Annotated in this window: 16 protein-coding genes; 4 read left to right on the plus strand and 12 right to left on the minus strand. The window is 59.1% G+C overall.

Annotated features, from left to right (window positions below; translation table 11 throughout):
• Position 1 precedes the first annotated feature (1 nt).
• The 7 genes from CLV65_RS04605 to CLV65_RS04635 form a co-directional block, all read right to left on the minus strand.
• Entirely contained in the window at positions 2 to 817 is an 816-nt protein-coding gene (locus CLV65_RS04605; protein WP_094690788.1) for a prepilin peptidase, read from the minus strand.
• Positions 802 to 3,474, minus strand: coding sequence for a hypothetical protein (locus CLV65_RS04610; protein WP_100346276.1), 2,673 nt, complete (start codon positions 3,472 to 3,474; stop codon positions 802 to 804). Before CLV65_RS04610 ends, CLV65_RS04605 begins: the two co-directional genes overlap by 16 nt.
• Before the next feature lie 25 nt (positions 3,475 to 3,499).
• A complete protein-coding gene (locus CLV65_RS04615; RefSeq protein WP_094690790.1) occupies positions 3,500 to 4,741 on the minus strand; it encodes a type II secretion system F family protein in 1,242 nt (413 codons plus the stop codon).
• A 210-nt stretch (positions 4,742 to 4,951) separates the two neighbouring features.
• The gene (locus CLV65_RS04620) at positions 4,952 to 5,506 is read right to left on the minus strand and encodes a type IV pilin protein (protein WP_244569096.1); all 555 of its coding nucleotides are present in this window, start codon (positions 5,504 to 5,506) and stop codon (positions 4,952 to 4,954) included.
• A 324-nt stretch (positions 5,507 to 5,830) separates the two neighbouring features.
• A complete protein-coding gene (locus tag CLV65_RS04625) occupies positions 5,831 to 6,544 on the minus strand; it encodes a type II secretion system protein (RefSeq protein ID WP_211278395.1) in 714 nt (237 codons plus the stop codon).
• A gap of 107 nt (positions 6,545 to 6,651) precedes the next feature.
• The gene (locus CLV65_RS04630) at positions 6,652 to 7,404 is read right to left on the minus strand and encodes a PulJ/GspJ family protein (protein WP_094690791.1); all 753 of its coding nucleotides are present in this window, start codon (positions 7,402 to 7,404) and stop codon (positions 6,652 to 6,654) included.
• 72 nt (positions 7,405 to 7,476) lie between these two features.
• The gene (locus CLV65_RS04635) at positions 7,477 to 8,322 is read right to left on the minus strand and encodes a prepilin-type N-terminal cleavage/methylation domain-containing protein (RefSeq protein WP_157847220.1); all 846 of its coding nucleotides are present in this window, start codon (positions 8,320 to 8,322) and stop codon (positions 7,477 to 7,479) included.
• A 630-nt stretch (positions 8,323 to 8,952) separates the two neighbouring features.
• Here CLV65_RS04635 and CLV65_RS04640 point away from each other — a divergent pair.
• The 4 genes from CLV65_RS04640 (at position 8,953) to CLV65_RS04655 (ending at position 16,737) form a co-directional block, all read left to right on the plus strand.
• Entirely contained in the window at positions 8,953 to 11,097 is a 2,145-nt protein-coding gene (locus CLV65_RS04640) for a GspE/PulE family protein (protein WP_244569097.1), read from the plus strand.
• 367 nt (positions 11,098 to 11,464) lie between these two features.
• Entirely contained in the window at positions 11,465 to 15,016 is a 3,552-nt protein-coding gene (locus CLV65_RS09015; RefSeq protein WP_244569098.1) for a type IV pilus twitching motility protein PilT, read from the plus strand.
• A 310-nt stretch (positions 15,017 to 15,326) separates the two neighbouring features.
• The gene (gene thiM, locus CLV65_RS04650) at positions 15,327 to 16,247 is read left to right on the plus strand and encodes a hydroxyethylthiazole kinase (RefSeq protein WP_094690793.1); all 921 of its coding nucleotides are present in this window, start codon (positions 15,327 to 15,329) and stop codon (positions 16,245 to 16,247) included.
• 70 nt (positions 16,248 to 16,317) lie between these two features.
• Positions 16,318 to 16,737 (plus strand): MTH1187 family thiamine-binding protein, encoded by a 420-nt coding sequence (locus CLV65_RS04655; RefSeq protein ID WP_094690794.1) that lies wholly within the window; start codon positions 16,318 to 16,320, stop codon positions 16,735 to 16,737.
• Positions 16,738 to 16,942: 205 nt separating this feature from the next.
• Here the strand turns inward: CLV65_RS04655 and CLV65_RS04660 are convergent, their stop codons facing one another.
• The 5 genes from CLV65_RS04660 to ispG form a co-directional block, all read right to left on the minus strand.
• Entirely contained in the window at positions 16,943 to 17,737 is a 795-nt protein-coding gene (locus CLV65_RS04660; protein ID WP_094690795.1) for an isoprenyl transferase, read from the minus strand.
• Positions 17,734 to 18,498 carry a DNA repair protein RecO gene (gene recO, locus CLV65_RS04665; protein WP_094690796.1) on the minus strand — a complete coding sequence of 255 codons (765 nt, stop codon included), beginning with the start codon at positions 18,496 to 18,498 and terminating at the stop codon, positions 17,734 to 17,736. The genes CLV65_RS04660 and recO overlap by 4 nt, the downstream gene beginning before the upstream one ends.
• 284 nt (positions 18,499 to 18,782) lie before the next feature.
• Positions 18,783 to 19,259, minus strand: a complete 477-nt coding sequence (locus CLV65_RS09100) for a type II secretion system protein (protein WP_157847221.1) — start codon at positions 19,257 to 19,259, stop codon at positions 18,783 to 18,785.
• A 205-nt stretch (positions 19,260 to 19,464) separates the two neighbouring features.
• Positions 19,465 to 21,183: an alpha/beta hydrolase family protein gene (locus CLV65_RS04675; protein WP_094690950.1), complete on the minus strand. Its 1,719-nt coding sequence runs from the start codon at positions 21,181 to 21,183 to the stop codon at positions 19,465 to 19,467.
• A gap of 192 nt (positions 21,184 to 21,375) precedes the next feature.
• Entirely contained in the window at positions 21,376 to 22,608 is a 1,233-nt protein-coding gene (ispG, locus tag CLV65_RS04680; RefSeq protein WP_094690798.1) for a flavodoxin-dependent (E)-4-hydroxy-3-methylbut-2-enyl-diphosphate synthase, read from the minus strand.
• Positions 22,609 to 22,649 lie beyond the last annotated feature (41 nt).

Raw genomic sequence — 22,649 nt, forward strand, 5'->3', positions numbered from 1 at the left:
ATCAAGCGAGACCAACAATTCGTAAATAAAGATCAGCGATGACCTGACCGGCGAAAACGCCGATCCAAGCCCCCACAACCATGGAAGGGCCGAACGGTATCCCACCATGGATAGAGACCTTCTTACGTACCATTTGTATCAAAGCCAGCAGACCTCCCACGATGAAGGCCATGAAGGCTCCGACGATGAACTGCTTCCAGCCCAGCCATCCCATGTTCATGCCGAGCAGGAACGCAAGCTTGACGTCACCGTCTCCCATGCCTCCTGCCCAGATGATGCTGAGCACGAAGTAGAACACATACAATATCGCGCCACAGATGACGGCGCGGCCTAACGCACCCCAGTTGTTTGTCATGCCGGAAGCAAGGGCAAGCAGCACGATGCTCACTGCGTATGACGGCAACACGATGACGTTAAGAATGATGTGATGGTCGATGTCCATGTATGCCACAACGATGCTGATCGCCATCAGATACAGGAACGCAGGCAACGCCCACCACGAGTACTCCCCCGCCACTGCACCGTAGACGACGGCTGCCATGCACAGGCCGGTCAGGGCTTCCTGAGCCGGGCAGCGCAACGGAATGCGCTCTTTGCAGTGGCGGCACCGCCCGCCCAGCACCGCGTACGACAGCAGCGGGATGTTGTCGTACCACGCGATCTGGGCGTTGCAGTTCGCGCAGAAACTGCGCTTGGGGTTCACGATGCTGATGTGATTGGGCACGCGCCAAATCACCACACCGAGAAACGAACCCAGGAAGCATCCGAGTATGAAGGTGATGACTTCTAGTAGTGCAATGCTCACACCGTCCAGCATGAATACCCCTTTGCTGCTGTGCCCGACACAGGTGCAGAATCGGTGCACAGAGCGTCGAGATTGTATTCGCGCACCTTCATGAAGCCTGCGGATGCAGACTGGAGGGACGTTTCACTGGTGGCTGTGGACGTGCTGCCCGAATCGATGCGGGTATTGGTGCCCTGGGATGCCGCCGGCGCGTTCCACTGCTGCGGCGTGGTCAATGTACGGCCGTACCTATCCGTCGTGGTCGCGGAGCATGTCTGCAATGCCACATAGGGGAACATCTCAGCGTACTGCTGCGTATTGCGGTCCGTGCCGTTGGTGCCCATGACCCAACCGCTGTTTGTGTTCATCTCTTGCAAGCACAGGGCACCGGAGTAAGCGCTGTTTGTTGCGGCGACATTGGCGCTGGAATCGAACTTGGACGCGTCGTAGCCACCGCTCAGGCTGGACTTCAAAACGAACTTGTAGTTGAAGTTCGAATCCTTGCCCACGTATTCCGTACGCACGAATTCGACTCTGTCATCACCCAACAAGGAATTGCATGGGGTGGACACGGATTTGAGAATCGATTCCGCACCCGTGCCGTCGGTCTTAAGGCATCCGCCGTTCCACGACAGCCGCACGGGGTAACTTGTCTGGTCGTAGTCGATCGTTCCGTCGGTTTTCGTCGGCCTGTCATAGGTGATCTTGTCGTACTTCGTGTATTCGTTGTCGGCACGCGTGCCACAGAACTTGTTGTTATATGTCTTCGACGTATCCACGCTGCCACCACGCAGAATCTGCTGATAGCACCACGATGTGAGGGGTTCGGCGTTGACATAGCACTGCTTGGTGACGACGTTGCTGACATTCCAGTGGCCGGAACCGATTGGACGTGCCTGCATGCAGGCACCAGTGGTGCTCACGACCTGGCTGGTCTCATAGCCCGCTTCACCGCCATGGCCCAAGGACTGGAGGAACGTACGCTCGTTGTCGTTATCAATGTAACCGGTGGCACCAGGATTGCGCTTCCACTTGCCGACCGTCAGGTAGCAGGTTCTCATATCATGCTCAGGGTCGACATCTGAACCGCAACCACCGTGATCGGATTCAACACTGGTGTCTGCAGGGTACAGAACCGAGAAGTATGAACCATTGGCAACATTTCCGGTGGCGAACTTGGTGCTGCCATCGGTACTGTTGCTCCATCCGGCGTTGATAAAGCCAAAGTAGAATGACCACTTCTGGATCTTGTTGAGAGCACTGTTGGCGTCATTGAGCTCGGCAGTAGTGTCATAGCCCGGCTTGCCATTGAGAAGATCGACCTTGGTGCCTGTGGAATGGCCGCTGGAATCGTAGTGATTCGGGGTGTAGCTGGTGCCGCACTCTTGCAGCGTCGCCCATGCCGACGTGCCATAGTTCTCGCTCTTATAAGGGTCGAGACCCGTCACGCACAGATTGGTGCCCGCCAGCCGAATGGTGTCGGCCTCGGTATAGATCCACGCATTCGGGTAGCCGCCGTTGGCCTGGCATTGCGGCGTGTATGTATAGGTCATCGTGTTACCGTTGCCCTTGGGGTCATTGCTCCATGCACGTTTGAAGATACGCACCTTGGAGCCTTCGACCGGGGTGTAGCTCGTGGACACATTGCCGCTGGAATCCGCCGCAACCATGCACGTCTCATTTGCCGGGTCATCGATGTATGCGGTGCTGCCGGACTCCATATGCTCGCTGATGTGTTCGGTCCATATGCCCGTGACAGTGGCAACGTCTTTGTCATCGTTCGCCAGCGTCTGGGACGTCACTTTGATCCATGCATGCTGGGACGAACCCTGCTCATTATCGTTGAACGTGAAGGCACCATCAGAGGAGCCTCCGACGCCGTCCCCGCCCGGCGGAATCGGGGAGCTCGACTTTTGAGTGACACCGAACTGATAAATGCCTTGCAGCGTGATGAGAGGAAGCTGTGAATTGCCCTTGTTTGCATTGGCGTAGCGGGTGCCATACGCCTTCGCAGTCACCAAGGCATACCGTGCATTCGAGAAATCGGTGACTCCACTCACCTTTTCGGCGGCAGGGTTGCCGGTGGAATCCGACACTGACGGATCGGACTTCCAGTACGTGATCTCCACACGGTAGGTGACACGTGCAGCGGAATAGTCATTGACATCAGACGTGCCCGGTGCGGTGGTGGATGCCGTCGCGGAGTTCATGGAGGGGCAACGCGGGGTGTCGGTACCCATCACGCTCTGCAAATCCGCGGTGCCGTCGGAATGGGATTGCGTCACGCAGTCCAACACAATGGTGTTGCCACCTGCCGTCACGAACTGCGCTTCCTTGGGATCATCGGTACGACCGTTCGACATCGTCGCATCCGACTGGGAGTTAATCGTGGGGAAGAACGCCTGATAGTTGTCATCCGCCTTCGCCTGCTGCTGCGCGCTACGCAAGAAGCTCAGCCCCAGTTCGAGACCGGTCTCCGCGGCATACGTGGCCTGTTGCGTGCGCTTGTTCGTCTTGAAGGGGATTGCCTGCCCCACCAACACGGATGTCACGATGGTCAGCGTCAGGATGACCATGACGGTGAACAGCAGTGCCATGATCATGGCAGCGCCCGACTCTCCATGGGCACGTTTGCGGATGCGAGCGCCGAAATGGGCGTCGCAGTACTTCCACAACGGTGTGTTCCTCATGATGTGATGCCTCCCTATCACATGATCACATGTTTTGGATGGCGTCGTACATGCTGAACATAGGCATGTACAGTGCCAGAACCATGAAGCCAACGACGGAGCCCAGAATCAAGATCATCACAGGCTCGAGCAGCGACGTGAGCGACTTTGCCGTGGCCTGGACCTCTTCGTCATACGCCTTGCCGGCGCTGTTGAGCATCTGATCAATGGCGCCAGCGTCTTCGCCGATGGCAACCATCTGCACCAGCATGTTCGGGTAGCAGGTCTGCAGACCCATGGCGTCGGAGAGCTTGGCGCCCTTCTCGACTTCTCGGGCGACGTTCTTCGATGCGTTCTCATACACGATGTTGCCAGACGTGGAACCGACGATGTCGAGGGCCTCCAAAATCGGCACGCCAGACGAAAGCATGGACGCGAAATTGCGGCAGAAGCGGGCCAGGCACACCTTGTTGTTGAGCTTGCCGAACACCGGCACGCGCAGCTTGAACGGTTCCCACCATTGGCGAATGTACATCTTGCTGCGATGCGAACGCCAATACACAGTGAAGGCGACAGCAGCGATGATGAGCGTCGGAATCGCAATAGGCGCGGCGTTGCCCATGCGCACCAACACCATGGTGATGGCGGGGAGCGTTGCACCCATCGAGTCATACATGTCTTTGAACACCGGGACGATGGTGAGGAGCATGACACCGACAAGCAGGATGGCGATGCACAGCACCACGATCGGGTATGCCATTGCGGACTTGATCTGTTGCTGCAGCCTCACATCGGCTTCGAAGCTATCGGCGATGGTGAGCAAGGCGCCGTCGAGGAAGCCACCTGCCTCACCGGCTCGCACCATGTGCACCATGATCGGCGGGAACAGGTCGTCTTCGTTGTGCGCCATGGCATCGGAGAACGACGAACCGTTCTCGACATCGTTGACACACTGACGAAGCGCGTCACGCAAACGTTTGTTTTCGACCTGCTCGGTCACGATATTGAGCGACCGCACCAGCGGCACACCAGCGGCGACCATCGTGGCAAGCTGGCGAGCCATGACGGCGTAATCCTTTTTCTTCGGGAAGCGGCCATTGCCGAGGGTCAGCTCCATTTGCAGACCCGTGGCATCGGCGGAATTGACCAAATCCGTCGGCATGATCCCCTGACGGCGGAGACGTTCGATGGCCTGCGAGCGTCCCGACGCCTCGATGTCACCGCTGACTTTCTGTGAATTCAGTATGCCCTTGTAATGCCATGTGGTGCTTACTGCTTCTTCAGCCATAACCGTTCCTCCCTCAGACACAGCATAGGCACCGTGCCTCGAGCTCTGCTCCCTCGGGATTGGCGCCAGCGCCCATCCCGCATGTTCCTTCCCTACCAGTGTAGTGCACAATCGACACACAATCGACCAAAAATTCGAAATATCGAACACATGACCATCATCCACTCCTCAGGGAGCCGGCGATCGAATGTTCGATAAATGATGGTTCCGTCACTTATCCTCTTCGGTCACACCATGTGATGTTGAATCGTAGGTGTATTTTTTCGTACCGTTTTCATGCTCTCCAGTGATCGTATACGTTGCATCCCCTGTCTTGGTGACGGTGATGGTCACGCCCGCCGAGCACGTGAGGGTTTGGTCAGCCAGCGCCTTAGTGGCTCCAGAAGCCCCGCCCTCGCATATGACCGGGTAGTTCACGGGATCGCCTTTGCTGTCTTGCGTAGGCAACTTGCCTTTGTTGGACGTTGCAGCGGTCTCAACCACGATCTGCGCGTTTTTCACATCCGACTGCGCGTCAGAATTCCATGCCGCTCTGCGTTGGTTGAGGTAAATGGGCACGGCCACTGCCGCCAGAATGCCAATGATGATGACCACCACGAGCAATTCCACCAGCGAAAAACCGCGTTGGCTCCGCTTCCCGCGCTCTGCCTGACGATGTCGATTCATCACACCATGACTTTCAAAATGGCTTTCAAAATGACTTTCAAAGACAGATTCGCAACATTCTTTGTTGCTGACTGCATTGTTGATGTTGCGGCAAATCATGATGAGCCTGCCTTTCCGCGCTTTCAAGTCGCCGTTGCTTTCAAGTCGCTGTTGCGTACCAGCTGGAGCTGTGTGCCAATGCCTCGAACAATCGGTGCATTAAGCACTGTGCGCCTTCGCAACACAGCCTGGTTGACGAACCCCTATCCTAGCTTCGTCACCTGCTGAACAGTTCTCAATGTAGCACAGAATTGTTCGATGAAATAACGCGTTCGAAGTTTCCGCCATCGCTCGGCGATTGCTTGATCCGCCCCTCCCCTCAACGCACATGTGCCTGCCACGCACAAACGCGGCAGGCACATCACACGACAGCGAACAGCGACGTCAGCCCAGTTCACAGATCACTTCGTTGGATCCGGAATCAGCCTGGCATCCTGAAGGGACTGCATCGGCCGTAGAGACATTGAGCACCTTGTAGTACTTGCCGGTCTTCGACTTGTAAAGCAACGCCTTGATGCTCGGCGCCATGTTCACGTTGTATGCATATACGTCGAAGTTTCGTGTTGTCGGCTGCGCCCAATTGCTGGCGTCGCATGGCGTCAGGCTTGAACCCTCGTGGTTGAAATAGCAAGGGGCATACACAATTTTGACGTTCTTGGACTTGTCGAGCGTCTCAATGGGGCCATACTTGGCGCTGGACACTGTCGAACCGCTGGTCGCCGTTGATGTGGAACCCGATGTGCCCGTGTACACCTCCACTGTCTCTGCAGAGCTGCCGCATGAACCGCCGGGATTGCACGGGAACTGGCACGATCCAGTGCCCGAGGCAGAGCTCACGGACGCCTTGTCGTTGCAAGTGATTTTAACGTTGGGCATCTCACCATAATTGCTCACCATGTAGGAGTTCATGGTCGCCACCATCGTCTGCAGATCGCCACGGGTTTCCTGGAGTGCGCTGGAACGACGTTGGTTGATGATCATGGGCATGGAAGCGGCAGCGAGAACCGCCATGATTGCAATCACCGCCAGAAGTTCGACAAGCGTGAAGCCCGTCTGCCGATTCGCCCTGCGATGCAGAACTGTGCACATACTGGGCATGTTGTGCTCCCTTCCCCAATTATGCATATCGTCAGCGTTGTGATGCATGGTGCTGTTGTGCATATCGCGATGAGTATCATTCGTCTTGCAGTTCATGGCGGCTCACCTCACGGCATGACGACGCACTGGGCGATTGCGCTCGAAGCGTCGTAGTTGCGGGCTGTCACAATCACATCGGTATTGCTGGCAATCACCGAACCGCCGATGGTTGCGCCATCGGAAGGTCGGAACGTCAGTTCGCTGCCGTTCACCTCAAACAGGTCACGGTTGTATGGGCTAGTTGCGGAAGGCGAATTGATGATACGGCTGGCGAACACGGCATCGGCGGAATCGTCATACGTCACAGGCCCTGTGGCACCGCTGACGAGGCGTGCGGAAGTCCAGCTCAACGTGCCCGCGTCAGACATCCTGCCGCCGGCCCATTGCGCAGTGTGATACGTGATGCGCACGCACAGGTCGGAATTCATCTGTTCCTCGGATGTGCCCTGGTTGCCCACGGCATAGCCCGGCAGCAGAACGAACAGCACCTGGTTCTTGCCATCGGCGGAGTTGGCGGTCTGCATGCCCTTGGCGAACTGCACGAAATGGGAAATCTGCATCGTCGCAGTGCCCACTTCGGTGGCGGATTGCGTGCGCATCAGCGAGCGTTGCGACGTGTGCATGAACTGCACCATCGCAGTGGCGAACATCGTTGTAAAGATGCTGAACATGGTCATTGCGACCATGAGCTCGACGATCGTCACACCGCTTTGCGCAGGATCCGTGCCGAGTCCGCGGCGACGGAACGCCCTGAGCTTCGCCTCATGCCATTGTTTGGCCTGACGGCGAAAGAATCCTGTGATTCCAGTCATTTCGTCCATCTGCGTTCCTTCTCTCCGCTCGGTCTCTCCGCCCTTTGTTTCGATTGCCATGCACGTCATCATGCGTCGCCCCTAGCTTTTGACGATGATATCGACTTCAGGGCTGCAATCGAGGTATTCGGACGTAGCGTACACTTCCTTTTCGCCGCTGGATCCGAAACCGCCGAACTGCCATTCGACTGCGACCGTGACGCGCAGCATCGGTTCATAGGTGGTGCTGCCCAGTTTGAACGCACCCTTCGCGCACTTGGTCGGATCGGTGATGGCAGCGGTGAGTTCAGCGGATGTGCCGTTATCGGAATCCACATATTCGGGGATGCCCATCGACGACGTGTCGATGGCAGAGCATGCGGCGTTGTTGGAACTGTAATCGCCTTCCGCGATGCGATAGCACTTGCCGACCACGGTATAGACCTTGAATTCGGTGCCGTTGGTCTCAGCGCTCGAGGTGGTGTCAACGGCAGAATACGCGATGGAACCGGAGGCGGGCGCCGTGCCGTCGGACCATGCAAGCTGGAAGTCACCATCGCGCACCACGTCGTCAGCTTTGAGCGCGTTGTATGCCTGCGTTGCCTGATCCTTGGTGGTTCCTGCCGTGATTGAAGCAAGGTAGCTGTCGCCGCTCATGCCGCGAATGCGCGAACGCACCTTTTCCATTCCGGACGTGCTCAGCGTCATGGCGGTAGCGCGCTGCTGCTGTTGGTATGACGTATGAATGGCGCTGACTGCGAACTGCACGGCGACGGTGCCGACAAGAAGAAGGATGAGCAGTGCGACGAGCACTTCAACGATGGTGAAACCCTGCTGGTTACGCCGATGCCTTGCCAAAGCACCACGGAACCGCGCCGATGTGCCGTTCCTCTTCATCGTCGTCTGTGGTTGCGGTGCCCCACAGGCAACCGCTGTCTCCCGAGCCACGCAGTCATCCTCCGATGAGGCCTCATCCTGCCGGACCGAGGACAATATGCGTCGAATCATCATCTATTCCTCCAGTCACAACGTCATCCGCTACGACGCGTCGTGAAAGCCGCGGCGCCCTTCTACCCACGACGCCTGCTGGATTGGCGTTTCCTGCACACTCGGAGCGTTCCGAGCACGGCGATACGCCAGTGCGGTGTCAGGGCTGAACTTCGCCATCCCTTTCAATAGGTCACATTATACATGCCTCTACCCAATGTCCCGAATCTCGAACGAATTACATCGAACATACCTCTTGTCCATCTCTCTTCGCATCCCCTCCCCACTCGCTCCCCTGCCACACACAATCACCTAGAAAAATCCTCCAAGGACCTCGCCACTATGACCGTCATCACCATCGTCATTCCCAATCGCACGGGCAGCAAAAGCCTGGCGTGCAGTTGCGCTGTGCGCAAGGTAACGAATGGGAGTAACGGGAACGCCTGCTCGTGCGGTACACTTGCTGCGTAAGACATGCGTCGGCGTAAGCCGTGTCTGGGCGCACCCACGTGGGAGTGGTTTTGCACAGGGCTAATTGCGATGACCGCAGGGCGCACGGCTGCGACGATGCATACTCGACGGGAGGGAAAGATGGCAGACGCATCACCTACAGAACGGTTTCCGTTCCTCAGGAGATTCGCCGGCGACGGCTCTGGCCAGCAAGGTGACGGTCAGTCACTGGCACAGCAATCATCGAACAACGGTTCAGGCCAATGGGACAATACGCAATCAGGGCAGTTCCAGCAGGGATACTCGAACTTCTCAGCAAACCCACAGGGCCAAGGTCAGCAATATGGCACCGATCAATACGGAAATCCGTATGTGACGTCCGTAAATGGTGGCGCAAACCCGCCAGATGCCACACGCCCCCGCCATGCACTGCCCAATGCATCCTCCCCAGATGACGCATTGGCACGCGCCGCCTCCGCGATCGCCAACGCGCGTCGTGAAAGCATGCCGCCTGCCATGCGCCCGGGAACGCGCCAAGGCGCCAGCGGTACCAACCCCGGCTCGCCCGCCACGCCTGGTGACAAGTCCGGGCAATCCAACGGCCAGGCTGCTGGACAACCCACCGGGCACAACGCCTCTGCTCCGAATGGTCAGAATGGTCAGAACAACCAGCCGCGCCAATCCGACGATTCCGCCGCCGAACGTGCGGAAGCCCAGCAGGCGAAGCTTCTCAGCGCCGATGAGAAGGAGGCCCAACAAGCGCAGCAGCTCGCACGCAGCATGAGCCTGCCGTACGTCGATCTCGACGAATATCAGATCGACAAGACGGTCGTCAACATCGTGCCCGGCGAACTGTGCCGCAAGAACCACATGCTGCCCATCGACATCATCAAGGGTCAGCTCGCGGTCGCCACGTCCGATCCGACGAACTTCTCGGCGATCGACGACATCTCCGCGGCAACAGGCATGACCGTGCTGCCCATGGTCGCCGCTGCGAGCAAGGTGGACCAGTCCATCAACCGCTATCTGCGCGCCAATGATGAGCTGAAGGAAATCTCGGACGAGATCGTCGCCAACACCCGCAGGGAGGTCCAGCTCGACGACAGTCAAGAGGACGCCGAAGCGTCAAGCCCTGTGGCACGCTTCGTGTCGCTTATCATCAACCAGGCAATCGACGACCACTGCTCCGATATCCATATCGAGCCTCAGGAAGACGGCCTGCAGGTAAGGTTCCGCATCGATGGCGTGCTCCACGTGTTCCAGAAAGCCCCGCGTGAGATGACCCAAGGCGTCATCAGCCGCATCAAGGTGCTTTCGGACATGGATATCGGTGAGCACCGCAAGCCTCAGGATGGCCGTATCACCGTGCGTCACAACGGCAAGAACATCGATCTTCGTGTCGCAGCGCTGCCCACCGTGTGGGGCGAGAAAATCGTCATGCGTATTCTCTCCACACCAGCCGGCAACCTCAAAGTCGAGGATCTGAACTTCTCGGAACGCAATTACACAGTGTTCAAAAACGCCTACTCCCGCCCGTATGGCATGGTGCTCGTCACCGGTCCTACCGGTTCAGGTAAGTCGACGACGCTGTACGCCACGTTGGGCAACGTGGCGCGCCCTGAAATCAACGTGATCACCGTCGAAGACCCTGTCGAGTTCCGCATGAAGGGCATCAACCAGGTGCAGGTGAACAAAAAGGCCGGCATGACATTCGCCGCCGCCTTGAGGTCCATCCTGCGTGCCGACCCTGATGTGGTGCTCATCGGCGAGATTCGTGATGCCGAGACTGCGAAGATCGCAACCGAGGCAGCATTGACCGGCCACTTGGTGCTCTCCACCCTCCACACCAACGATGCGCCGAGCGCCGTGTCCCGTCTGGTGGAGATGGGCGTGGAGCCGTTCCTCATCTCGGCATCACTGTGTGCCGTGATGGCGCAGCGACTTGCCCGCCGCCTGTGCCCGTATTGCAAGAAGGAAGACAAGGCGACGCCGCAGGAACTGCGTCTGATGGAAGTGCCGTGGAAGGAAGGCGACGAACTTCCCACAGTGTTCCGCCCGGTCGGATGCAAGGAATGTTCGAACACCGGCTACCACGGACGTGTCGCCGTGCAGCAGGTCATGGGCGTGAGCGACACCATGGAATCGATGATTGCCACTGGCAGCACCGCTCTCGAAATCCAGCAGCAAGCCGAAAAGGAAGGCATGACCAGCTTGCGTGCCGACGGCTGGGACAAGGTGAAGCAAGGCATCACGTCGATCGAGGAGGTTGTGCGAGTGACGGTGTGAGACACCGCCGCTTGTCTTACCACAATCGAACATTTCAGCGTTTGTGTTTGCTCGTGCGAGATCCAAGCTGTTTCGCCCATTGTGCTGGTGCGGAACAGCTTGGATCGAGATGGAAACAGCACAGTTGCCGCAGCATCCATCCAACACGCAACGCACACAGACGCTGGGAACTTGGGTTAGAATCGGCTTCAGAGGTTTGCAGCGGCTTGCCGATGTTGGCAGTGTCGAAGCAGCGCAGCCCACACGCACCGCCGCGAACCTGAAACCGAGAGAAAAATCTCCTGTGATGTATCGAACGGCATCATTGCGTGTTTGTTTGGGCGTTGCGGGACCACAACCAAAGGGAAAGAGAGTCAGAGGTGCAGCAATGACGAATGATCAGCAACCACGTGGCAGCGACCCCGTCGACTCGGACAATGATGACCTGTCGAACCTCAAGGGCGTGACCATGCCTAGCGAAATGTCCGGCGACAACTCCGGTTCGCAAGGATCCATGGACATGGGATTCTTTGACATTCTCGACACCGAGGCACCGTTCAACGCCGAAGGCGATTCACAGCTGAGAAATGCCGCAGGTGGCAATCAGCACAATGACGCTGCGGATGGAAACACCACTAGCGGCGCTGCGAATGGGCCAGCCGCCGCATCCGCAGCGCAAGCCGAGCAAAACGCCGATGATGCGGCAAATGCACGTGCCGAGGCGGCGATAGCCAGGGCGCTGGGCCATATGCCCAATGCCGGTGCCACCAGCCAAGCTCCCCGTTCAGGGAATACGTCCAATCGCCCCAACGGGATGCAGGGCAATTCCATACCGCCTGACCTGACAGCGCAACGGCTGGCACACCAAAATCAGGCCAACGCTGCCGCCCGCCCCGCAACGGCGCAGCAGGCACGTGAATTCGCTCGCGAGAACGCCGCCCGCAATCCTTTCGCCCATCCATTGCCCCCGCAGCAGAACGCCGGCACGGATGCCAATGGCACCGCAGCAAACCGTTCACAAGGCGCCTCCGGGCAATCAGCCACACGCGAAGGAACGAAACAGCCCACCGCCAATGACGGCAGCAACACAGCTGCACAGGCTTCGCAAGAAAGCAGCGCATCACAACACAAGGGCGCATCGCAACGCAAGGATGCAGCAAAGAAAGAGAAAGAAGGCGCCCCCGAGGAAGACAGCATGCTTGCCGCCTTGGAGTCCGCCCATGCCGCCGCTCGCCTCAATGACCGCACGGAGCAGGCGCCGCAGCCAGCGGCATCGCAAACCCGCACCCCTGCTCCGATCGACATCCAGCAGCTTCGCCTCCAGGCACGTTCCATGGTGAACCAAAACGACGCGGACGTAGCGGCTCAGCGTGCCGCCGATGCCGAACGCCGCCGCAAGGCCGATGAACTGATGCTGCAGCAGCAGAAGGAGTCTGAGGAGCGCGTGCGTCGGGCGCAGATGCGTCGGCAGGCACAGCGTGCCGCTCTCGCGCAGCAGGCAGCCCCTGAATCCGCACAATCGGCATCTCAGCAGGCCGCCGATTCCAAGCAGGCAGCTGGATCCAAGCAGGCAGCTGGATCCAAGCAGACAGCTGAATCCAAACAAGCACAGGGCAATGGCGGGGCGACACCCCAGCAGCCGACAGCCGCAGCATCCAACAACACAGCAATGCAGGACGCTGCACGGCAACGTGGCAACGCGCCGCAAAACCCCGCGCATCCGGCTACGCCAGCCACCGCCGCACCACAATCTTCCGAAGAGTCGGAAGCCATCAAGGCTGCGCGCGCAAAGGCAGAGCGTCTCAGGGCTGCGAGGGCTCGCAACGAGGAGGCGGCACGGGCAGCGGTGCAAGGCTCAGGCCAGCAACCCGCACGTCCCCAGTCGCCGTTGGGCGCGCCAAGCACACAGGATGCCGCCGCTCTCAAGGCATCGAACTTTGCTCAGGCACTGGCCAACGCCAAGGAGGCGCGCCGTCAGATGCAGCAAAGTACACCGCAGGCAGCTACGCGCAATGATGCCGCGCCGCAGGCAGCTGTCCAGCAAACAACCAAGCCGCAAACTGCCGCGCCGCAAACTGCCGCGCCGCAAGCCGCTGCCCCGCAAACTGCACCGCAGCAGGACCAGCAACCGCAGCAAGGCCAACCCCAGCAACCCCAGACCCAGACTCCGGCTCAGTCCCCTGCCAATCAATCATCGGCAGATGCATCTCACGCCGCTCAGTCTCACAACACGACACCGTCTCAAAACAAGGTTCCATCTCAAGAGAAGGACAATTCTTCCGCCATGTTCAATCCATTTGAATCGCGAAGCCGCGATAACTCCTCAAAAAATGACTTCAACGCTGTCCCCGCACAAAACCAGCAATACCAGCAGGCTCAACAAGGCGGATACCAAGGGTACCAGCAGGCCTATCAGGGCCAGCCTCAACAAGGCGGATACGCGCAGCAACAAGGCTACGGGCAGCAGGCCGGCTATGGGCAGCAGCAAGGCTACGCACAGCAGGGCTACCAGAACGGCTATGCAAACGCCACCGGCTATGGGCAGCAGCCCCAGCAGGGATACCAGGATGCGCCGACGCAGCAGTTGTCGCCCCAACAGCTGCAGGAGCTACAGCGCATGAGGCAGCAAAGCTACCAGCAGACACAACCCCAGCAAATGCAACAGCAGCAAATGCAACAGCAGGCTCAGCCGCAGCAGCAACAAAACGGCGACCTGCGCAGCCTCGATGGAATCCCGGGACTGTATGTCAAGCCCGATCATTTCGTGGTGCCCGAGCATCAGGATGACGAAAAGTCCAAGGCTAACGAAAAGCGCATCGCGCTTGCAGACGCGGTCGTCAAGCAGATGGACGTGCAGTATCCGGATGCAGATCCGGAGTTCGTCGAAGCGCTCAAGCAATTGACGCTGAGGAATGCTTCCGATATGCATCTGGTCGTCGGAGCCCACCCCACGCTCCGTGTGGACGGCAAATTGACGCAGCTGACGGATCTGTCCGTCTGGGATGGCAACAAGACATGGGATGTTGTCAAGATCATGACGACGGAGGAAGACCGGGAGCGCTTCGAGAAGGACCTCGAGCTCGATCTGTCGTTCGCCATCGGCCAGCTTGAACGCTTCCGTGTCAATATCTTCCGCGATAGGCTCGGCGTCGGCTTGGCATTGCGAACGATTCCGCTCGAGATCAAGAACGCCCAGCAGCTGGGCCTCGATCCTCGCATCGCCGATCTGGCGCTGCTGCCGCGTGGCCTTGTGCTGGTCTGCGGTCCTACCGGTTCCGGCAAGTCCACGACGCTTGCCGCCATCGTCGACAAAGCGAATGCCGAACGTCACGATCACATCATCACAATCGAGGATCCTATCGAGTTCGTGCATCAGCACAAGCAGTGCATCGTCAATCAGCGTGAAATCGGCACCGATACGAAGAGCTTCGCTGAAGCACTCAAGCACGCTCTTCGTGAAGACCCCGACATCATCATGGTCGGCGAGTTGCGAGACCTGGAGACCATCTCGACGGCACTGACAGCCGTGGAAACCGGCCATTTGGTGTTCGCCACGCTGCACACTCAGGACGCCGCATCCACCGTGGACCGTCTGATCGACGTGTATCCCGAGAACCAACAGCAGCAGATTCGAATCCAGGTCGCTTCCACATTGCAGGCGGTGATCGTGCAGACACTGCTGCCCAGGGCTTCGGGCAAGGGACGTGCCCCGGCAACGGAGGTCATGTATTCCACGCCGGCAATCGCCGCATTGATCCGTGGCGCAAAGACGCATCAAATCCGTACCCAGCTGCAGGCCGGTGGAGAAATCGGTATGCATACGCTCGATCAGGATCTGGCGCGTTTGGTGACCAAGGGCATCGTGAACCAGCAGGACGCCGTGAAGAAGTGCCAGGTGCGCGAGGAATTCGAGGCGCTGTGCCAGCGCGGCATCGCCTGAGAGACCGACGACGTGCCGCCTTTATGACGGCGCAATTCTGAAGGCGCCACGAGTCCTTCAGAAGGTGAGGGCGGGACCATGGGGTTCCGCCCTTTTGCTATTGCTGCGCTGTTCTTGCGCTGTCTTGCGCTGTTCCCGCGGTATTGCCTACAATGCCCCGCGTTATTGCTGCGCTGTTTCCTGTGCCGCTCCGCTCATTCCCCGCGCTATACCCGCGCTATACCCGCCCGTGCCCGGTTCCACACCGCGGCGTATATTCGAACACGACGCGGTCGTTCCCCGCCATCGCCGCGATACGGAAAGGACCCCCATGGCTTCTCAACAATTCGATTCCCCTCAATCTGCCGCTGCACACGACGCACCGGCTGGCGCACATTGGCTTGCCGCCACCGACCCTGTGCGCGAGAAAATCCGCGCAGCTGCACAATCAGTGCGCGACACCACTCCCCTCGCCCAGTCAGTGACGAATTTCGTCACAGTGAACTTCGTGGCGAATGCCCAGCTGGCGGCAGGCGGCACCGCCGCAATGAGCTATCTGCCCGATGATGTGCTCGCAACCGCGCAGCTGTGCCATGCCTCTTACATCAACGTGGGCACGTTGCAGCCGTATTACCGCGAGGCGTTCCCCCAGATCGCCGAAGGCTTCCGCAAGCTGGGGCATCCGTGGGTGCTTGACCCGGTGGCGGCAGGCATCGGAGAGACGCGCAGTGCGATCCTCATGGCGTTCCGCGACAACCCTCCGGCAGTGGTGCGCGGCAATGCGTCCGAAATCATCACGCTGACGCGCATGTGGGGCCTTGACTCCGACGATCCAGATGGTGCTGATGCATCCGCGAACCGTCCGCAGGGCGTGGAATCCGTGGATGGCGTGGATGCGGCGCGTGATGCCGCTATCAGGCTCGCACGATTCATCGGCGGCGCGGTTGCGGTTTCCGGCGAGGTTGATTTGGTGACCGACGGCGAGCGCGTGTTCCGTTTGGCTGGCGGCAGCGCATACATGACGAAAATCACCGGAGCGGGCTGCTCGCTGGGCGGCGTCGTCGGCACGTATCTGGCGGTGAGCGATCCTCTCACCGCTGCCCTTGGTGCCAGCGCGCTGTATAACGTGGCTGGTTCCGCCGCCGACGCTCGCGCGAAAGGTCCGGGCAGCTTCCAAGTCGAATTCCTCGACGCCCTGTGGAATACAACGCCGCAGCAAATCGCCAATGGCTTGATCGCTGTGGAAGACTGACCTGCGTCGTTTTCGTCACGCCTCAGGGCATCCCGATGTCCTGAGGCACAAAACCAAAGAAAGGAATTCCATGACATCCGCATCTACGCACGGCAACTGCACCATTGATGACAACAGTGGCAAGCGCGCCCCGAAGTCGCCCACCGATCCCACGTATGTCAATACGCTCGCATCAGTGGCGATCTATCCCAATGGCGTGGGCGAAGAACTGTCGCAATATGTGAGCCAAGCGGTCGAGGTGATTCGCGAATCCGGATTGACGAACGAAACCCATTCGATGGCGACGGAAATCGAAGGCGACCTTGATGATGTGCTGCGAGTGATTCGCGATGCCACGATGAAGCTTGCCGGGCAGGGATACCGCACGGGCGTGCATCTGTCGCTTGACATCCGTCCTAAGTTCCGGGATCAGATGCATGCGAAAGTCAAGCTCGTCGATTCCATTCTCGCCCAGCAAGATGACGCGACGCACGATGAAAACGCGCTGTGAAACCGCGCTATGAATACTATGAAACCGTGCAGCGAAACCGCACTGGAAACGGTGCTGTGAAACCGCACTGTGAATACTGCGAAACGGTGCTGCGAAACCGCACTGGAAACGGTGCATAACAAAACCGCGGCGTGAATCTGAACGCCGCGGTTAATAATCTGGTCGCGGTCAAATAGCACCGCGGCCACAACGTTTTACGCCTTCTTTACGCCTTCTTCACGCCTCCGAAGCGACGGTCACGGTTCACATAGTGTTCGATGGAGCGCCAGAACGCCTGACGGCCATAATCGGGGAACAGTTCGGGCGCGAAATCAAGTTCGGCGTATGCCGCCTCCCATGCCAAGAAGTTGCTGGTGCGCTGCTCGCCGGATGTGCGGATCACCAAATCGCAATCAGGGATGTCCGGGTTGTACAGATGCTGCGCGAACATCTTCTCGGTCACACGATCGCCTTCGATCTTGCCATCGCGCACCTGACGCGCGATTTCCGCGGCAGCATCGGCGATTTCCGCACGCCCGCCGTAGTTGATGCAAAACACCACGTCGATCGTCGTGTTGTGCTTCGTGCGTTCCTCAGCGATCTCCAGCTCGTCGATAACCGACTTCCACAAGCGGGGACGACGCCCGGACCAGCGGATGCGCACACCCCAGCCGTCGAGCTGTGCCACGCGCCTGCGGATGATGTCGCGTGAGAATCCCATGAGGAACCGCACTTCCGACGGCGAGCGCTTCCAGTTCTCCGTGCTGAAAGTGTACAGGCTCAGGTAACGCACGCCTGCCTCGATGGCTCCGGCGATCACATCGCACACCACTGGTTCGGCTGCCTGATGCCCATCGGTGCGCACGAGGCCACGCTGCTGCGCCCACCTGCCGTTGCCGTCCATGATGAGGCCCACATGACGAGGCACCTTGCCCTTGGGGAACGACGGAATGATGGACGGATCGGAAAACGGAGCCGCGGGAATGTTGAGCGACTTGTAATCCACGTTTTCAAAACTCATATCATCGAATGTAACAGCCGGAGTGAACGAATGGGACGCTCGACATAGTATTCGCTCCATTCCTCGATGATGGCGCCAACGCAATTATCCAACGCCTGCGCAGAATCCAAGAATCCCCAATCCCCTTCGAGCAGCGCCTGCAGCTGCTTCACGCTGTCTGCCGACACGCTGTGGGAGCCGGGCAGCTGATGGACTGCGCACATCGTGCCTCCGCCCTGCACTGAGAAATATGTGCAGTCGGCCGTCCCACACACGACGCAAGACCCTAGGCGCGGGAGCCACCCTGCCTGAGCCATCGCGCGCAGCACGTAGGAATATGCGATTGTGAGCGGCGTGTGGAGTCGGCTCGCCAATGCTCCGAGGGCGCCGATGAGCAGCCGATATTGGCCATCCGGCCTGCTGGATGTCGGGTTCACAGCACGCCACGCGGTGTTGTGCTGTGGATCGGCGTGCAGTTTATCCGCCGTCTGGGCGATTGCGCTGGCGGCGAGATATGAGTTGTAGTCGACGCAAATGGCGCGGGCGTACGGCATAATGACCGCAGCCTGTGACACGACGTCGAGGGAGCGTCCGGTGGCGATGAGCAGGTCGGAGCGCATGAACGGTTCAAGCCGGGCGCCGAAGCGTGATTTTTCGCGCCGCACGCCACGCGCCACCGCGCGCACCTTGCCGTGGGATGCCGTGAGGATGGTCACGATGCGGTCGGCCTCCCCCAAGTCCTGGGTGCGCAGAATCACGCCTTCGTCATGGTAGACCGGCATCGCTCCCCTTCCGTGAACGCCGTATGTGAGAACGCTTGTCCTTTGTGCGCTGTGTTCAAGCCCCTTCACTGTACACCGCATCAAAGGCGCCGATATATGATTCGCCGGTCGGCTTACAGCACGCTCCCTGCGTTGCATGTAAACCGGCCGGCGAATGGTCGATCAACTCGATTGTCGATCATCTCGATTGCCAATCAACTTGATGGTCCATCAACTCGATGGTCCATTAACTTGATGGCTTTCGCAATAATCCCTCAGCGAATGATCCTCAGCATGTCTCATCCTCAGCATGTCTCCACGGAGGAATCCGCATACTCGTAATGACATTGCTTGCCGAGATAATCGTTGTATACCTCGAAGTGAATGGCGCTCGACCAGTTCTCGACATTCGTGCCGGTCTGGTTCTTCGGCTGGATTTCAAGCTTCACGCCACGGGGGATGGCAATCTTGGAATTGCCGATCTTGCAGTTGGTGGGGTCGGTGTCACTGCCCTTGGGCCAATAGCACAGGCCGGTGTCCGGCATCGTCAATCCGTACGTCGTGTCATCGTTCTTGGAGATGAAGTTCTGGATGGCAAGGCGAGCGTTCGCAACCGCCACGCGATTGTCGTTCATATAGCTTTTGCGCTGCTGACCGCGCCACACCGGAATGGCGATAGCCGCAAGAATGCCGGCAATGACGATAACGACCAACAGCTCGGTCATGGTGAAACCGGACTGTCCTTTCAACCTGCGATGCAACGCCCTAGAAATGGGGTTCATGTATCCCTCCCTCCAACCGCGCCGACAGTGCATCCTGCTGCACTGCATACGGTTGGTTTTCTCCGTTCTGTCAATGTCTGGCCAGGCAACGGCACCTGCGTCAAACACACTACTGAACCAGTATACTCATCCGCCGAGCGTTCGAGATACCGGGAGGTTCGAGATACAGAGAGGTTCGAGATACCAACCGTCCCGAAATCCGGCATCAGTACAGGAACAATCCCCAGAACGCCAATACCAGCAGGATGAGCAGAATCTCCACCATGCACGTCACTGCCGTCACGCGCCCCAATGTCGTCAATGCGAACGGAGTCTCGTCGTGAACCTCGGGAGCCTTGGGGCGGCGCGGAGTGCCGGGACGACGCAGGATGCCATGCAAACGCAACACTTCAAGACCGCTGGTGAACACGCGGGCCCACACGAACACGATGATCGCGCAGACGACCTGGATCGCATACCAGCTCCACCAGATCATGCCAGGGGCGGTGGGAGCAGACCCCCACACGAGCTTGACAAGACGGTAGACGTTCTGGCCCATGGCAGCGAAAAACAGCAGCAACGAGCCAAACGTGCACACGAAGCTTGCGAGCAGCAGCCGCCTGAAGTCACGCGAATACCCCAGCGCCTTGCCCTTGCCGTTGCGACGGTTGGCGACATGTTTGATAGCAGCGATGACCAAGCACACGGCGAGCACGAGCAACGCAATAATCTGCAGCGCATGGATGGTCACGCCATAGATTGTCGCGCCGCGATGTGCGGTGAGCTCAGTGGGCACCGCGATGGACTGACGGATTGTGGCGCCTGCCACACGAGGCGTCGTTTGCTTGAGGCCGCGGGTCGTGCCCACCGCCCAATCCACGAAATCACTTTCATAATGGTCCACGAGCACGGTGCCCTCCTCGGCTTCATCACCGAGGCGCAGCACATGGTTGCCGATGGGATAGTTGCGAATCGTAACATCCCAGTTGCCACTGGCATGCGCCATCGACAGGATGGTGGTCACTCCCTGCACTTGCGGCGTCATGACGTCCTTCGATCCGTAAGCGACGAAGGTGGGAATGGAATACGACTGCGGCAGCAAGGCGTTGAAATCAACGTTGCTCAAGCCGAACATCATGATGTCGGCGGAAAACACCCTCTCCACGATGCGCTGATACCCCGGATTGGCGCCGACGATTGCGAAATCCTGGGTGACGAAGAACCCCAATGCGTTGCGCGGGTTGAACACAAGCGGGCTGAGCAGCACTTGGAAGGCGATGTTGCCGTCTTCGCGGATGACGTAGGGCGCGATCCAACAGCTTTCGCTGGTTGCGTAAATGCCGACCTGCGAGGAATCCACATAGGCGAGGTCACGCAGGTATTGCACGCATTGGTCGTAGGCGTGGGCGGACCCCGGGTAGTCGCGTGTCATGTCATTGGTTCCCCACACCGGCTTGTCAACGGTGAGCGTGACGAAACCTGCGGATGCCAGGTCCGTGGCGACATCGCCGAAGGAATTGTCAGCAGTACCGTAGCCCGCGCCATGCATATAGACCGCGGCGGGGAGCTTGCTGGGCAGGGATGGCGCGGATGACACGCCATCCGCTGGCTGTGCACTGGCCGTGGTGCCGCTTTCCGCCACGCCCTTGGGCATGCGAACGAGGATGTGCGCATGCTGCACCGCACCGGTGGATGGCTGCACGAGGTCGATGTAATCGCTGATTGTCTCGACCTCATATGTGCCGGTCGCCGGCAATGTCGTGTCAGCGGAATCGAACGACACGGCCGTATCGTTGCTCACCGTGCTGATGGATTGGTCGAGCGGCCCCAGGTCGGTATCGATCGATGTGATGTTCGACAATCCGATGAACATTCCCATCAGCAGCACGAACACGATGCACGTGACTGCGAAACGCTGCCCAAAGTTCCATGGTTTCGCGGGCATGACCGGGTGCGCATCACCTTCATGCGGGGTTTCGCGACCATGCGGTGGATTGCTCTCGTGGGCCGGCGTCACGGGCGTTTTGAACTGTTCATCTGACACAGTTCCTCAGTTTACGGCACCGACATGGACGCAGGAAGGTTTGGGCCGACATGGTTTCCCGATGGCTGAAACCTGAGCTCCCTGCGTGACCGGTCAGCCTTGGTGCGCAGCCGTGATCGGAACCACCACCGGACCGGTCGCAGCAACAGGCTGCGCCGCGTCATCGCCATCGGACTGCATCTGGGCGGCGATGCGCTGGGCTTCCTCCAGCAGCGTTTCGACTATCTGATCTTCGGGCACGGTCTTGATGACCTTGCCCTTGATGAAAATCTGCCCCTTGCCATTGCCGGACGCCACGCCGAGGTCAGCTTCGCGCGCTTCGCCCGGTCCATTGACGATGCAGCCCATCACCGCCACGCGAATCGGAGCAGTGATGCCCTTGAGGCCTTCGGTCACCGCTTGCGCCAACGCAATCACATCCACTTGGGAACGGCCGCAGCTGGGGCATGAGATGATGTCGAAATGACGCTTGCGCAGTCCCAGGTATTCCAAGATCTTGCATCCGACCTTGACTTCCTCGACCGGAGGCGCAGAAAGCGACACGCGAATCGTGTCACCGATGCCTTCTGCAAGCAATGCGCCGAACGCGAGGCATGACTTGATGGTGCCCTGCCAGGCCGGCCCGGCCTCCGTGACGCCCAGATGCAATGGCCAGTCGCCTTTCGACGCCAGCAGCCGGTAGGTCTGCACTGTCGTGACCGGATCATGATGCTTGACGGAGATCTTGAAGTCATGGAATCCCACGTCCTCGAACATGTGCGCTTCCTTGAGCGCCGACGCGACGAGTGCCTCCGGAGTGGGGCCGCCGTATTTGGCGTACATGTCCTTGTCGAGCGAGCCGGCGTTCACGCCAATGCGCAGGCTGATGCCGGCGTCGGTGGCCGCCTTGCAGATGGAGGGGCCGACCTCATCGAATTTGCGAATATTGCCCGGGTTCACGCGCACTGCGGCGCATCCGGCGTCGATGGCCTGGAACACGTATTTGCTTTGGAAGTGGATGTCGGCGATAACCGGCAGAGGCGAGCGACGCACCAGTTCGGGCAAAGCATCGGCATCATCTTGGCTGGGCACCGCCACTCGCACAATATCGCAGCCGGCTTGGGCGAGCTCGCCGATTTGACGCAGCGTGGCGTTCACATCCACGGTGGGCGTATTCGTCATGGATTGGACGGAGATCGGCGCTCCCCCGCCCACGGGCACCGGCCCCACCATGATGCGCCGTGATTTGCGGCGTGGGTGAAGAGGCGATTCGGCGTAATCCGGCGTACCGGTCTTGCGAAATCCCACGCCGTCCTCTGCGCTGGTCTTTCCCTCAGTTCCTGCCATGGTGAATAAGCCCTTCTGTGTAGGTTTTTGTAGATTCGTGA

The organism is Pseudoscardovia suis (assembly GCF_002797875.1).
Classification (GTDB): domain Bacteria; phylum Actinomycetota; class Actinomycetes; order Actinomycetales; family Bifidobacteriaceae; genus Pseudoscardovia; species Pseudoscardovia suis.